Below are 13652 nucleotides of genomic sequence, written 5' to 3' on the forward strand. Positions count from 1 at the left end.
ACCGTTCAGTGATCGCCACCCGAATCTCAAGTTCCGGGACGGATGGCCGGGTGTTTTTGTCCGCCCCCTTCCGGATTCGACACGAGCGTGAATCACCTGCTCGACGGCGCGATGCTGCTCTGTGGACTCGCCGCTCTCGTCTACGGGAGCGACCGCGCGGTCACGTCGGCGACGGCGATCGCGCGTTCGCTCGGGGTGTCCGTCTTCTTCATCGGCGTCACGCTCGTGGCGATCGGGAGTTCGCTCCCCGAGATAGCGACCTCGATATACGCGGCCGCGTACGGTGCCGGCGACCTCCTGGTGGGACACATCGTCGGATCGGCGACGTCACAGATAACGCTCGGCATCGGCATCGTGGCGCTCGTGTCGCCGCTGTCGCTCGCTCGCGAGAAGGTCCGCACCTACGGCGGCGGCATGATGGCCGCGATGGGTGCGATGCTGGTCGTGTTGTGGTCCGGCGACGTCACCCGGATTGAAGGCGTCGTGCTGGCGCTCGGCTATCTCGGGTTCGTCCTCGTCCGATACGAACACGCCGACTACCGCGACGACGTCACGCGAATCGCCGATCCGAACGACGTTTCGCATCCACTGGTGTGGCTCGCGGTCGGCATCGGCTTCGTCGTCGCCGGCGGGCATCTGCTCGTGACCGGCGCGACAGCACTCGCGACCGACCTCGGCACACCGGACTACCTCCTCGGCTTGGTGACCGGCCTCGGTACCACCGCCCCCGAAATCGCCATCGCGGCGCTCGCGGTCTACCGCGGACAGAGCGGCATCGCAGTCGGCACGTTGTTCGGCAGCAACATCACCGATCCGTTGTTCTCGCTCGGCGTCGGTGCCGCGGTCGGCGGCGTTCAGGTCGCTCACCGGAGCGCGGCGGTGACGTCCGTGGCGTACATGCTCGTCGCGTCTGCCGCTGTCGTGGCGGTGTTTTATCACCGGGAACGCGTGGGACGGATGGACGCGATGGGGTGTCTGTTGTTGTACGTGCCGACGTTCGTGTTCGTCTAACGCGTTTCCCGAGACGGGCGAGACCTGCACCGCTACGAACTCCGGCGACAGGAAGACGGCGACCTGGCCGCGGCGAGCCTGAAGAGTATCACTCCCCCACGTCGTTTTCGTCGCGATACCGTTGGTAGTAGGCTTTCTCGACGGTTCGGAGATCGAAACCCCCGGATTCCGGTCACGCAGTTCGGCAAGGATCTTCGGATAGTCCGTGACTCGCAGCTTCCGATCTTCGCCGAATAGCTCGTGAACCATATACCGATCACCGACGGCGTAGGTTTCGGGATCGTAGAAGGAAAGTACGACTGTGGCCGTCGCTCCACCGACCCCGGAATCGACCGCAGCGTCTTCAACTGTATCTTCGGATCGTCGACCAGGAACGCGGCTTCGCTCACGCGCTGGATAAATTCGTCAGGGACGGTGTTCACCTTCTCGATATTCCGATCACGTCGGCCCTTCTGACCGTTCAGTTTCCACCGAATTACGTCTTCGAGTCCGTCTCGAGTGAGACACTGTTGGTCGGGGAGTGTTTCGTTGAAACGCTCTTCGATTGCTTCGAGATCGTCGTCGTACACCTCGTCGTACTGCTCACTCCAGTGGCGAATCTCGTCGGCGTCCATACTCGCCAAACCAGTCGGCGGTGATATACATCCTCCGACACAACCCTGTAGTCGTCGAAGGCGATGCGAGACTCGTCGCCGCTCGTCTCGCGTGATTCGAATCCCGCCATGCCGGTTCGCTCGCTTCGTTCGCTGCACGGGCGTGGCGGGATTCGAACCCGCGGTCGAGGGGTTAGGAACCCCTCGCCCTATCCGCTAGGCCACACGCCCTAGACGAGAATAGGAGAAGGTGAACAAAAAACGCCCCTTTCCGTCCGGCGGCCGGACTCACTCGCGGGTCGTCTCGGTTTCCTCGTCGGACTCTTGCTGGGTCGTCGATTCGGTCGTCGACTCCGTCGTCGAATCAGCCGTCGATTCCGACGACGTGCCGGCCGGTTCGTTCATCTCCTGCAGTTCATCTTCGATCTCCTCGCGGCCGCGCTTGAACTCGCCCATCGCCTGACCCGTCGAACGCGCGAGCTTCGGGATCTTGTTCGCCCCGAACAGGAGGACGAGGACGAACAGAACGATCAGCAGCTCCGGCCCGCCGGGCAGCCCCGGGAACAGTGGGATGACTGTCTCGTGCATCACTACGAGAGCCTGCCTTGTGGTAATTATAGGCTTTTTGCCTTTCGCGGTCTGCGCGCCCGGAATCGGTGGTGCCCGGTTGCGGCGGCGTTCGACCGACGAAACGGGGTGCACGCTCGACGCCCTGACGGACCCGGGCGTCGCCGACAGGATCCCCGGTCGCTTTTCTCCGCGCCCCCGTGAGTCGAACGTATGAGCACCGACGACGAGGGCCGCCACTACGATCCCGACGCCGACCACGCCTTCCCCGACGAGAAACTGAACGAACTCCTGCCGGTCGTCGCCGAAGATCCGGTGATACAGACCTACCTCGAAGCGCAGAACGTCAACGCGGTCACGCGGAAGGGGTACAACGACCACGGGCCGAAACACATCCAGATCGTCCGCGATCGGGCGCTCGCCCTGTACGACCTGCTCAAGGCGGGCGGCGTCGAGTTCAACGGGGCGAGCGAACAGGGACTCGAAGAAGCCGACGAACCGGTCGTCGTCGCGCTCGCGGCGACGCTCCACGACGTCGGCCACGTCGTCCACCGCGACGGCCACGTCTACTACTCGATTCCGCTCGCTGCGGACGTGCTGGACGACCTGCTCCCCGAGTTCTACTCCGCGACCGACGCCGTCCGCGTGAAGTCGGAGGTGCTCCACGCCATCCTCTGTCACCACACCGCCGAGGACCCTCTGACGCGCGAGGCGGGCGTCATCCGCGTCGCCGACGCCCTCGACATGGAGCGAGGTCGATCTCGAATCCCCTACGAGAAGGGCGGCCGCGGCATCAACACCCTGTCGAGTCAAGCCATCCAGAACGTGACGCTGAAACCCGGCGGCGAACGGCCCGTCCTCGTCGAGATCGAGATGGTCAACGCCGCCGGGGTCTATCAGGTCGACAACCTGCTGAAGGCGAAACTCGAAGATTCGATGCTCGAAGAACACATCCGAATCGTCGCGGTCAACACCCGTGAAGAGGAACAGTTGGTCGAGCGAATCGAGTTTTAGCCTTCGAGCCGGTCCAGCCCCGAGACGTCGAGCGACCCGCCGATGGTTCGGTTCGGGTAGGGGATGTCGATGCCCTCCTCGTCGAAGCGCTCTTTGACCGCCTGCGTGTACTCCGCGCGCGTCTTCACGAAGTCGGCGCGGCTCGGCTGGTCGATCCAGACGCGCGACTGGAGGATCACCGACGAGTCGCCGAGCTCGGTCAGCCGGACGGAGGGTTCTGGATCGGCGAGGATGCCCTCGTGGTTCTCGGCCTCCTCGAGGATGATGTCCGTCGCGAGTTCGATGTCGTCGTCGTAGCCGATGCCGAAGGGTATCTTCAGGCGGAGTCTGTCCTTGGCGACGGGGTTTTTGATGACGCCGTCAGTGAGTTGCGAGTTCGGGACGGTCAGCAGTTCGTTGTCGAAGGTCCGGACGCGGGAGACCCGGAAACTGATGTCCTCGACGACGCCGGAGTTACCGTCCCACTCGATCCAGTCGCCGATGCGGAACGGTTTGTCGGTGAAGATGAAGACGCCGGCGACGAAGTTGGCGATGACGTCCTGCATGGCGAAGCCGATGGCGAGCGTCGCCGCCGCGGCGACGGTGGCCAGCGACTGCAGGAAGTCGCCGTAGTCGGCGAAGCCGAAGGCGACGGTGATGGCGACGAAGAGGATGAGTATCTTCGCGATCTTCTGAAGCGGGCGCTTCGCGTGGGTTTCGAGGCCGCGGGCGTCCATCGCGCGGTTCAGCAGAGGGACTGCGACGACGCGCCCGACGAGGTAGACGACGACGAGGGCGACGACGAACGCGACGGCAGAGCCGAGGGCATCGGCGTATGGGACGCCCTGCCGTGCCAGGAACTGCCCGATCGCGCCGCTCCCGGCCTGGAGCGGTATCATCGGTAGAGAACGGCGGTGTTACCCCGGGTTTCGACCACGTCGGCTTCGACCCGATCGGCGAGGTCGTCGGCCAGTTCCTCGACCGTGGTGCCGCCCCGGGCCGCTCGCAGGAACTTCACCTTCACCAGCTCGCGGTCCGCGAGCTGGTCGTCCAACTCGTCGACGACCGCGTCGATGCCGCTCTTGCCGACCCAGACCGTCACGTCGAGGTCGTGGGCCCGCTTTCGCAACTCCTGTCTGTCCATGCGCGTCGCTTGGGTTCGCAGGAATTTGTAAGTTTGTGATACGTCTCGTCAGTCGTAGGGATAGCGTGCGATTTCGCCGCAGTCGCACCGGATGACGACGTGTCCGGACTGGAGGCGGACCTGTGCGTTGACGCCCGGAACGAGGTAGGCGTCGCAGGCGTCACAGGTGAACCGGCGAAATTCGCGCGGGAGGCGCAGTCGGTTCCGCTCCGCGATGCGGCGGGCCAACCGGACGTACTCCTGTGATCGGTCGACGTCGCCGGCGGCGGCGGCTTCCCGGGACTGCTCGTGCAGTCGCTCGATGCGTTCTTCCGGGATGCCCATGCGTACTCGCGGGCGGGCGCGAGTATATGCCTTCTGGCCTCCGTCCTGCCTTCTGGCCTCCGTCCCGGTGCGGCGGTTCGGTCATCCGGTCGCATCGCGTCCCCGGACCGGGAACCGCCCGACGGAGTCGGTAGGGTCAAGAACGTCGACGGCGAAGCCGACGCCGTGCGCGCGCTCAACTACCTCGAACTCGAATCCCGACTCCAGCGAAGCGGCATCGGGACCGCCGCCAGGCAGCAGCGCGCGGCCCTCGAAACCACCGACGTCGAGGTGGTCACGTCGCCGTGGCGCGACGGCGACCCCGGACGCGCCGCGCTGAATGCCCTCCGTGGTCACAGTCCGTTTCGCGACTACGACGTCGCCCACTGCAACCTCATCGGCCCCGGCACCCTCGCCGTCGCGCGCCACGCCAAGCGACACGATGTCCCGTTGATCCTCCACGCCCACGTCACCCGCGAGGACTTCGCCGGGAGTTTCCGCGGATCGAACTACCTCGCCCGGCCGCTGGGCCGGTATCTGAAGTGGTTCTACTCGCAGGCCGACCTCGTCCTCTGTCCGAGCGAGTACACCAGACGCGTCCTCGAATCCTACCCCGTCGACGCGCCCGTCCGCCCCGTCACGAACGGCGTCGATACGGAGGCACTGGACGGGTTCGAGGACCTCCGCGGGGAGTATCGCGACCGGTACGACCTCTCGGGGATGGTCGTCTTCGCCGTCGGCAACGTCTTCGAACGCAAGGGCGTGACGACGTTCTGCCGACTCGCCGAAGAGACCGACTACGACTTCGCGTGGTTCGGCCCCTACGACACCGGTCCACAGGCCTCCGAAGCGGTGCGCCGCTGGACCTCGGACCCGCCCGCGAACGTCACTTTCACGGGGTGGATCGACGACATCCGCGGGGCCTACGGCGCGGGCGACGTCTACCTCTTCCCGACGAAAAACGAGAACCAGGGCATCGCCGTCCTCGAGGCGATGGCCTGCGGGAAGGCGGTGGTCCTCCGGGACATCCCCGTCTTCGAGGAGTTCTACACCCACGGCGAGGACTGCCTCAAATGCTCGACCCGCGCGGAGTTCCGTCGCGCGCTCGACCTGTTGGCCGGCGACCCGGACCTCCGGCGTCGCCTCGGCGAAAGCGCCCGGGAAACGGCCGCCGAACACAGCCTCGACCGGGTCGGCGAGCGGCTCGAAGCCGTCTACGCCGAGGTCACGAGCGAGTAACTGCCCACCCGCGAGCGCGTAACCGCTCACTCATAAGTCACAAGCGATTAAGTGCCCTCTCACGAACCCACGCCCATGCGTTCGGTCGCCGCGTTCACCGACACCTATCTCCCGACGGTCAACGGCGTCACCTACACGGTACAGACGTGGCGCGACCGGTGGGAACGACGCGGTGGCCGCATGGACGTCGTCTATCCCGAAACCGACGACCACACGCCCCGCGTCGGCGAGTATCCCGTCCGGAGTCTCCCCTTTCCCTTCTACCCAGGGTTCCGCCTCGGCGTGCCGAGCATCCCCGCCGCGTCCGCGACGTGGAACTGGTCCACACGCACACGCCGTTCGCGCTCGGACTGGCCGGCCTGCGTCTCGCGGCGCGCGCCGACGTCCCGCTGGTCGCGACGTACCACACGCCGACGTCGGAGTACGCCAGCTACCTCGCGGCCGGCGGGCGTCTCGGCGGCGGCGTCGAACGGCTCTCGGAGGCGTACGAGCGGTGGTTCTTCGACCGGGTCGACGCGATCCTCGTGCCGAGCGAGGCGACGCGCCGACATCTCACGGAGTCCGTCGGCGTCGAGAGCGAGGTGACCGTCCTCCCGAACGGCGTGGACCTGGACCGGTTCCGCCCCGTCGACGCGGCCGCCTTCCGCGAGCGATACGGCCTCGGCAGCGGCCCGCTCGTCGGCTACACCGGCCGCCACGGCTACGAGAAACGCCTCCGTGACGCGGTGGACGCCGCGGCGAACGTCGACGCGACGCTGGTGTTCGGCGGCGACGGCCCCGCCCGGGACGACCTCGAAGCGCGGGCGGACGACCGCGGCGTCGACGCCCGATTTCTCGGCTTTCTCGACCGGGACGAGCTCCCGGCCTTCTACAGCGCCCTCGACGCGTTCGTCTTCCCGAGCCCCGTCGAGACCCAGGGCCTCGTGGCACTGGAAGCCGTCGCCTGCGGGACGCCCGTCGTCGCCGCCGACGAGGGCGCGTTGGCGTCGACCGTCGTCGACGGCGCGACCGGCTATCACTTCCCCACGGGCGACGTCGACGCCCTCGCGGCGACGATAACGCGGACGCTCGACGAACGCGAGTCGCTCGGGGAGCGCTGTCTCGAACTGCGAGGAGAGTACGGCGTCGAGCGGGCGGTCGACCGACTGCAGGCGGTTTACGACCGCCTCTAGTCCTCTTCGATGGCCTGGGCGATGCGCTGGAGCTGACGGGTCACGTCGCGAACCTCGTCGCGGAGCTGGCGGATCTCGCGGACGACTTCCTCGTTTCCGGCCGACTCTTCTTCCCGCTCGCGGCCACCGGGGCCGCCGCCCATGCCGGGGGCCCGCCGCCCATGCCGCCGGGACCACCGGGTCCGCCGCCCATCATGCCGCTCATCATCTGCGCGAAGGGGTTGCCGCCGGGGCCACCGCCGCCGCCCATCATCTCCTCGGGACTCGGACGTTCACCCTCGCCGCCCTCGCCTTCCTCCCGTTCCTCGGCGCGCCGCTGTCGAATCTCCTCGACGCGCTCACGGAAGGATTTCTCTTCGCCGTCCTCTCCTTCCGCGTCGCTACCCTCTGCCTGCGTCTCTTCGGGTTCGTCTTCGGACATGCCTCGCCGTTCGTAATCCACCCCGAAAAGGGTTGTCGTCCGCGAACGTCAGCGGTTCAGAACGCGCCGAGATTCGACTGGAGGCTCCGGGTCGTCCCGCCGGGTTCGACGTCGTAGCCGACCAGATCGCGCACGTCGACGGCGTAGGTGGTGCCGCCCGTTTCGAGGACGAGCAGCCGGCCTTTCGTCCCGCGAACGGTCCCCGTCGCGAGCGTCTCGGCTATCGGTCGCTCCGAGAGGTCGAGGCCGTAGTCGAACGCGAAGGCGTCGATCGGGTCGAACGAATCGAGGGCGGAGTTCCACGCCGCCTCGTCGACGGACCGGTGGAGCCCGCGTCGCTTGACGGGGACCCGAACCCGGTCGGTAATGTCGAAGTCAGCCGCCAGTCCCGCCTCGATTTCGCGAGCGATGCGGCCGTCGGCGACCGTTCGGACGTGCGCGGCGCGGTCGGCCCCCTGTTCGCGGAGGCGCGTCTCCAGCCGCCACAGGCGCGTCACGCCCACCTTGACGACGTCGGGCGCGAACGCCGCGAGGTAGACGGCGTGCTCCTCGTCGCAGTCCATCTCGTCTTTGAGGCAGGTGCCGGTACACCGCGCACAGACCCACGTACGCCGGTGGTCGCGGCAGTAGGGCGCGTCCGGCGCGTCGCAGGCGACGTGTCGGCCCTCGTGTATCGTGCCCGCACAGCGTCGCTCGCCGAGTCGGTAGTCGAGGTCGGTTCCGGGGTCGAGGGCGAGCGCCTCCACGTCGCCGTCGGCGTCGCTCACGAGGAGGTGTCCGTCGGCGGCGTCGTATCCCACGACCTGCACGTCCTCGGCTTCGTCCCCGCGAAATAAAGCGATGTCCCTCTTCAACCCCGCAGTTCGGCGACGAGTTGGCGGGTGGCCCGCCGGACGGCGTCGTCGCTCGACGCCGGCGGCTCCCACTCGAGCGCGGAGAGCTTCTCGACCGAGAGGCGCATCTTCGGCACGTCGCCGGTCCAGCCCCGATCGCCGCCCGTGAATTCGTAGTCCGGATCGACGCCCATCTCGTCGCTCACGATGTCCGCGATGCGGACGACGGAGGTGGTCGTCCGCGACCCGAGGTTGTAGACGTTCAGGTCGGCGTCGGCGTTGGAGACGACGTGACAGATGGCGTCGACGCAGTCCTCGACGTGGAGGTAGGACTTCTCCTGGCGGCCGTCGCCGAGGATGGTGAGCGTCTCGGGGTCGTCCAGCAGTTTCTCGATGAAGTCGGGGACGACGTTGCCTCGCTGGTGCGGGCCGACGATGTTGGCGAAGCGGAACACCCACGACGTGACGTCGTAGGAGTGGGCGTACGTCGAGACGAGGCCCTCGTCGGCGAGTTTGGCCGCGCCGTACTCGCTGATGGGTTCGAGCGGGGCGTAGTCCTCGGGCGTCGGACGGGGGCTTCCCCGTACACCGTCGACGAGGAGGTGAAGGCGAGGGCGTCGACGCCCACCTCGTCCATGCGTTCGAGGACGTTGTAGGTCATCTCGGTATTCTCCTCGAACAGCTGCCGTGGGTTCGCGTAGTTCGTGTCCGTGTAGGCCGCGAGGTGGAAGACGGCGTCGACGTCCTCGGTGACGACGCGAGCCACGTCGTCCCGGTCGCGCATGTCGGCCCGGACGAACTCGGCGGCCTCGGGGACGCGGGAACGGTCGCCTTTCGACAGGTCGTCCGCGACGACGACGTCGTTGTCGTCCACGAGGCGGGCGGCCAGATGCGATCCGATGAGCCCCGCGCCTCCCGTGACGACGACGCGCTGGCCTGTGAGGTCCATGTCGCGAGATGCTCGGTCGCGAGTAAGTGCCTTCCGGTCACGGATTCCGGGGACGAGCGCGTCGCGCCCGGCGAACTCGCCGTCGTGGAACCGGTCGATGGCGAGGAGGCGATTGTACTTCGCGAGGCGTTCGGAGCGGGCGAGCGAGCCGACCTTTATCTGGCCGGCGTCGAGCGCGACGGCGAAGTCGGCGATCGTGGCGTCGCACGTCTCGCCCGACCGGGCGGAGACGACGGTCGCCCACCCCGCCTCCTTGGCCGCTTCGACGACGCGGCGCGCGCCGGTCAGTGTCCCCGTCTGGTTCGGCTTCACGAGGACGGCGTTCGCGGCGTCGGCGTCGACGGCGCGGTCGAGGCGGGACTCGTTCGTGACGAGGAGGTCGTCGCCGAGCACCTGCACCTCGTCGCCGATGCGATCGGCGAGCGTCGCCCACCCCTCCCAGTCGTCCTCGGTGAGTGGGTCCTCGACGGAGACGAGCGGGTAGTCGTCGACCCACTGGGCCACGAGGTCGACCATCCCGTCGCGGGTGAGCGACCGGCCGACGCTGTCGAGGACGTAGCGGTCGGTCTCCGCGTCGTAGAAGTGCGCGGCGGCGACGTCGACGGCGAAGGCGACGTCGCCGCCGAGGTCGTAGCCGGCGTCGCGGACGCCGGCCGCGAGGAGGTCGAAGGCGTCGTCGACGCTCTCGACGTCGGGCGAGAAGCCGCCCTCGTCGGCGACGAGGGCGACCCGTCGCCGGCGATTCGGTCGCCGACCGCCGAGCGAACGTCCCAGACGACTTCGAGGGCGTCGGGGTAGGCGTCCGCCCCGACCGGCACCACGAGGAAGTCCTGGATCTCGGGCCCCGGGACGCGTGGAGGCCGCCGCTGACGACGTTGACCATCGGTAGCGGAATCCGGCCGGGGCTGTCGCGCGCGAGATACTCGTAGAGCGGTTCGTCGCGGGCGGCGCTCGCGGCGTGGGCGACGCCGCCCGAGACGCCGAGGGCGGCGTTGGCTCCGACGGCCGAGAAGTCGTCGGTGCCGTCGTAGTCGGCGAGAGATTCGTCGACGCCCGTCTGATCGGTGACGTCGCAGCCGACGACGAGCGGGGCGAGTTCGTCGCGGACGGTCTCGACCGCCCCGCGAACGCCCAACCCGCCGTATCGATCGCCGCCGTCGCGGCGTTCGACCGCCTCGTGGTCGCCCGTGCTCGCGCCGGCGGGGACGGTGAACGTCCCCGTCTCGCCGCCGGCGGTCACCTGTACCCGGACCGTCGGATGCCCGCGCGAGTCGAGGACTTCCCACGCGTCGACGGCGGCGATTTCGGTCATCGCGCCCGCGCCTCCTCGCGGATCGCCGTCGCGACCCCGTCCAGCGTCTCGATCCCCTCCGTGAGCGTTCGCTTCGCGGTGCGGCGGAGAGCGTTCGCCGTCGCCTCCCGGTCGACGTACTCGACGGGGACTTGCCGTCGACGCGAGCCAGCATCAACACGCCGAGTTCGGCGACGGTGGCCGCCTCGACATCCCAGTCGACCCGGTCGACGTACGCCCGCCAGAACTCGAAGGCGGCGTCGAGATACGCCGCCTGTTTCTCGCGGTTGTACGCCGACTTGATGAACAGGTGGTTGAGCAGGAACGCGGTGTCGAACGCGGGGTCGCCCCAATGGGCTACCTCGAAGTCGATGATCCAGGGTTCGGGGGCGGCCCCCGTCCGATCAACGAGGACGTTCTTCGGGCTGTAGTCGCCGTGGACGAGCGTCCTCTCGACGCTCCGGACTCGCTCGATCTCGGCGTCGATGGCGTCGGCGACGTCCGGGTGTCGGCGCGCCGTCGTCCGGTGGTACGGGTCGATTCTGAGCTGGTCGAACGGGCGCTTGCTCGCGAAGTTCGCTCGCACGTCGTCGTCGCCGGCGGCGGCGTCGTGGACGGCACCGAGGACGCGCCCGACTTCGTCCGCGACGGCGACGTCGACGCGACCGTCGAGGAGTTCCTCCTTCCACGTCGGCGCGTCGCCGGGGACACACTCGACGCCGACGACGTTCTCCGTCTCGTCCTCGAAGACGACGTCCGGGACGTGGGCGTACTCCAGCGACGTCGCCTCGATGACGGCGGCGTACGTCCGGGCCGCCGCCGCTTCGTTGTGGACGCGTTCCACGTCGGCCGGCCAGTCGTCCTCGACGGCGAGGTTCGGGAGCGGCTGTTTCACGACGACACAGCCGCCGTCCCACGACACCGCCAGCACGTGATTCGAGACGCCACCGCCCAGCGGTCGGGCCTCGGCCGTCGCGTCCGCCGAGAGGAAGCCGCGACGCTTCAGGTAGTCCACGGCGTTCCCCGCCGAGAGTTCGAGACGGCGCGTGTCACTCATGCGCACGACTGGCGTCCGGGAGGTATTCACTGTTGTCCCCGCGTGGAGACAACTTGATTCAACTAAATTCGCGTTCTGTGACATTTATGCCGAAGCGTCCCCAACTACCGGACGCCGACGCCGGGACCGGACCGATTCGGCCCGCACGGTACGACCGACGCTCGTCGCGTCTCCCCGATGACGCACCCTCCTCCCGTTGGTATCACCCCGACGCTCCACGGTTCGTCGACCGTTCACGAGTCGATAGCGGCGTGACGGATAGGGCCAAATGTTGCCGCTCTCTGTCTCTCATCGCAAATTTTACTGCATATGCGCGGAACCCTCCACCGATGGACGCCAGTGACTGCCCTGAGGACGGCGACGCCCACGGAGCGGTTTCGCGGTGGATGCATCTGGAACGAGACTGGAAAGCAGTCGTCGTTGGCTTCGCCGTGTCGGCCGTCGTCGCACTCGATGTTCCGGTTCCGTGGTGACCGCGCGCGGGAGGAAGCGAGGCGTTTCGCGCCGGGACTCGCCCTCCTCGTCCTCGTCGGCGGCGTCGCCCGACTCGTCGCCGACGCCGTGCCGGGCGCGAACCACCTCCTCCTCGCGATCGTCGCGGGCGTCGTCCTCGCGAACGCCGTCGGCGTCCCCGAGTGGGCCGAACCGGGCGTGGCGACGCACGGACTCCTGCTGGGCGCCGGTATCGTTCTCATGGGGGCCCGTATCTCGCTCGCCGCCGTCGTCGACGCCGGCCTCCAACTCCTCGTTCTCGTCCTCGCCGTCGTCGCGTTCACGCTCGTTCTCACCGAACTGCTGGCGCGCACCGCGTTCGGCCTCCGTGGCTCCCTCGCGTCGCTGCTCGCCGCTGGCCTGAGCATCTGTGGCGTCTCGGCCGTCGTCGCGGTCGCCGGCGGCATCCGCGCCGAGGGCGAAGACGTCACCTACGTCGTCGCCACCGTCCTGCTGGTCGACGCCGTCACCCTCTTTCTCTACCCGCTCGCGGGGGCCTGCTCGACCTCTCCGCCCGGACGTTCGGTCTCTGGGCGGGCGTGAGCATGTTGAGTACGGGACCGGTGGCCGCGGCGGGGTTCGCCTACGCTGACGTGGCGGGACAGTGGGCTGTGGTGACCAAACTGACGCGGAACGTCCTCATCGGCGTCGTCGTGGTCGTCTACTCCGTCTGCTATCTCCGGCCGTCGGCGTCGGACGTCCGCGGGTCGCTTCGCCAGCTCTGGGTCACCTTCCCGAAGTTCGTCCTCGGTTTCGTCGCGATGGCCGTCGTCGCCAACGCCGGTCTGCTCTCGGAGGCGCGGATTTCCCACCTCACGAACGCCTATCGCTGGTGTTTCCTCTTCGCGTTCGCCGGCCTCGGCCTCGACGTTCGACTGTCGAAACTGCGGGCGGCCGGGCTCCGTCCTGCCAGCGTCGCGTTCCTGACGCTCTGTATCGCGAGCGCCGTCGCACTCGCCGCCGTCACGGTGCTCTTTGGCTGACGGCCCACACCGCGGCGCGACGTCCCCGGACCGACCCTCGCGGGACCGTCCGCCGAAATCCGTCGTCCTGCGTTCGTCGCGGCCCGCCGTTTGCCCTCCCGAGGCGCTCACCGCGTTCGCGCCAGCGAACGCTCGTACCTTCTTCACTGCCAGAAGTGGACTCGATGGGGTCCCGTGAGCGGAGCGAACGGGACCAAGCGAGGAACGGAGTGAGTGGACTCGCGGGGATTTGAACCAGAGGAAGACGGTCGCCTCGCTACGCTCGGCGCTGCGACTTCCAGGGTTCAAATCCCGGCTCGACCATTCTCGCTCCCTCGAAAACTCGGTCGCTCCGATGGACTCGCGGGGATTTGAACCCCGGGCCTTCCCCGTGCCAGGGGGATGATCTACCACTGATCTACGAGCCCTCGAGCGCACTCTACCGTATCGCGGTTTTGGTAATAAGGGCTTCGACTCCCGCTCTCGGGGAGTCGAAACGGTTTAGTCGTCGACCGCACTGAGGACAAACGGGAACAGCACGGCCGCAAATCCGACTCGCCCACGCGGGCTTGGGATTGCGGAAGTGCACCGACAGACGTCGGTCACGCTCTATCTAGCGGTCTGT

General features: G+C 67.8%; 11 protein-coding genes, 2 tRNA genes and 6 pseudogenes. 6 read left to right on the forward strand and 13 right to left on the reverse strand.

The genetic code is table 11. The features are described 5' to 3' along the window. Positions 1-87: 87 nt before the first annotated feature. On the forward strand, positions 88-1011 hold the full coding sequence (locus ACFQJD_RS05085; protein ID WP_379796621.1) for a sodium:calcium antiporter: 924 nt from the start codon (positions 88-90) through the stop codon (positions 1009-1011). A gap of 32 nt (positions 1012-1043) precedes the next feature. On the opposite strand, the gene ACFQJD_RS05090 is transcribed toward ACFQJD_RS05085, so the two are convergent. The 3 genes from ACFQJD_RS05090 to ACFQJD_RS05100 form a co-directional block, all read right to left on the reverse strand. Continuing rightward, on the reverse strand, positions 1044-1580 hold the full coding sequence (locus ACFQJD_RS05090; protein WP_379796623.1) for a hypothetical protein: 537 nt from the start codon (positions 1578-1580) through the stop codon (positions 1044-1046). A gap of 182 nt (positions 1581-1762) precedes the next feature. Continuing rightward, positions 1763-1835 (reverse strand) — tRNA-Arg (locus ACFQJD_RS05095). A gap of 57 nt (positions 1836-1892) precedes the next feature. Continuing rightward, positions 1893-2192, reverse strand: a complete 300-nt coding sequence (locus ACFQJD_RS05100) for a twin-arginine translocase TatA/TatE family subunit (protein WP_379800410.1) — start codon at positions 2190-2192, stop codon at positions 1893-1895. Positions 2193-2384: 192 nt separating this feature from the next. Here ACFQJD_RS05100 and ACFQJD_RS05105 point away from each other — a divergent pair, with 192 nt between their 5' ends. After that, positions 2385-3185 carry an HD domain-containing protein gene (locus ACFQJD_RS05105; protein WP_379796625.1) on the forward strand — a complete coding sequence of 267 codons (801 nt, stop codon included), beginning with the start codon at positions 2385-2387 and terminating at the stop codon, positions 3183-3185. Here ACFQJD_RS05105 and ACFQJD_RS05110 read toward each other — a convergent pair. The 3 genes from ACFQJD_RS05110 to ACFQJD_RS05120 are packed head-to-tail and all read right to left on the reverse strand — an operon-like array spanning position 3182 to position 4632. Next, the gene (locus ACFQJD_RS05110) at positions 3182-4063 is read right to left on the reverse strand and encodes a mechanosensitive ion channel family protein (protein WP_379796627.1); all 882 of its coding nucleotides are present in this window, start codon (positions 4061-4063) and stop codon (positions 3182-3184) included. The genes ACFQJD_RS05105 and ACFQJD_RS05110 overlap by 4 nt on opposite strands. Continuing rightward, positions 4060-4308: a YhbY family RNA-binding protein gene (locus ACFQJD_RS05115; protein ID WP_379796629.1), complete on the reverse strand. Its 249-nt coding sequence runs from the start codon at positions 4306-4308 to the stop codon at positions 4060-4062. Before ACFQJD_RS05115 ends, ACFQJD_RS05110 begins: the two co-directional genes overlap by 4 nt. 48 nt (positions 4309-4356) lie before the next feature. Beyond that, on the reverse strand, positions 4357-4632 hold the full coding sequence (locus ACFQJD_RS05120) for a ribonuclease P protein component 4 (RefSeq protein WP_379796631.1): 276 nt from the start codon (positions 4630-4632) through the stop codon (positions 4357-4359). A 165-nt stretch (positions 4633-4797) separates the two neighbouring features. Here ACFQJD_RS05120 and ACFQJD_RS05125 point away from each other — a divergent pair, with 165 nt between their 5' ends. Then, positions 4798-5850, forward strand: coding sequence for a glycosyltransferase family 4 protein (locus ACFQJD_RS05125; RefSeq protein ID WP_379796633.1), 1053 nt, complete (start codon positions 4798-4800; stop codon positions 5848-5850). 158 nt (positions 5851-6008) lie between these two features. Then, complete coding sequence (locus ACFQJD_RS05130) at positions 6009-7022, forward strand: glycosyltransferase (RefSeq protein WP_379796635.1); 1014 nt, start codon at positions 6009-6011, stop codon at positions 7020-7022. On the opposite strand, the pseudogene ACFQJD_RS05135 reads toward ACFQJD_RS05130, so the two are convergent. From ACFQJD_RS05135 to ACFQJD_RS05160, 6 genes and pseudogenes are all read right to left on the reverse strand, one after another. Next, positions 7019-7443, reverse strand: a pseudogene (locus ACFQJD_RS05135) (hypothetical protein). The gene ACFQJD_RS05130 and the pseudogene ACFQJD_RS05135 sit on opposite strands and share 4 nt — an antisense overlap. Before the next feature lie 56 nt (positions 7444-7499). Next, the gene (locus ACFQJD_RS05140; RefSeq protein ID WP_379796637.1) at positions 7500-8252 is read right to left on the reverse strand and encodes a DUF2797 domain-containing protein; all 753 of its coding nucleotides are present in this window, start codon (positions 8250-8252) and stop codon (positions 7500-7502) included. A 41-nt stretch (positions 8253-8293) separates the two neighbouring features. Then, positions 8294-9235: pseudogene (locus ACFQJD_RS05145) on the reverse strand (NAD-dependent epimerase/dehydratase family protein); the annotation flags it as partial. Positions 9236-9375: 140 nt separating this feature from the next. Beyond that, a pseudogene (locus tag ACFQJD_RS05150) lies at positions 9376-10287 on the reverse strand (enolase C-terminal domain-like protein); the annotation flags it as partial. Further along, positions 10202-10537: pseudogene (eno, locus tag ACFQJD_RS05155) on the reverse strand (phosphopyruvate hydratase); the annotation flags it as partial. The pseudogenes ACFQJD_RS05150 and eno, both read right to left, overlap by 86 nt. 226 nt (positions 10538-10763) lie before the next feature. Then, positions 10764-11657, reverse strand: a pseudogene (locus ACFQJD_RS05160) (phosphotransferase family protein); the annotation flags it as partial. A gap of 245 nt (positions 11658-11902) precedes the next feature. Here ACFQJD_RS05160 and ACFQJD_RS05165 point away from each other — a divergent pair. Next, the gene (locus ACFQJD_RS05165; protein WP_379796639.1) at positions 11903-12046 is read left to right on the forward strand and encodes a hypothetical protein; all 144 of its coding nucleotides are present in this window, start codon (positions 11903-11905) and stop codon (positions 12044-12046) included. Further along, positions 12027-13048, forward strand: a pseudogene (locus ACFQJD_RS05170) (YeiH family protein). Before ACFQJD_RS05165 ends, ACFQJD_RS05170 begins: the two are co-directional and overlap by 20 nt. Before the next feature lie 335 nt (positions 13049-13383). On the opposite strand, the gene ACFQJD_RS05175 reads toward ACFQJD_RS05170, so the two are convergent. Next, a tRNA-Ala gene (locus tag ACFQJD_RS05175) sits at positions 13384-13455 on the reverse strand. Positions 13456-13652 lie beyond the last annotated feature (197 nt).

This window comes from Haloplanus sp. GCM10025708, assembly GCF_042663985.1.
GTDB classification, from domain to species: domain Archaea; phylum Halobacteriota; class Halobacteria; order Halobacteriales; family Haloferacaceae; genus Salinirarus; species Salinirarus marinus.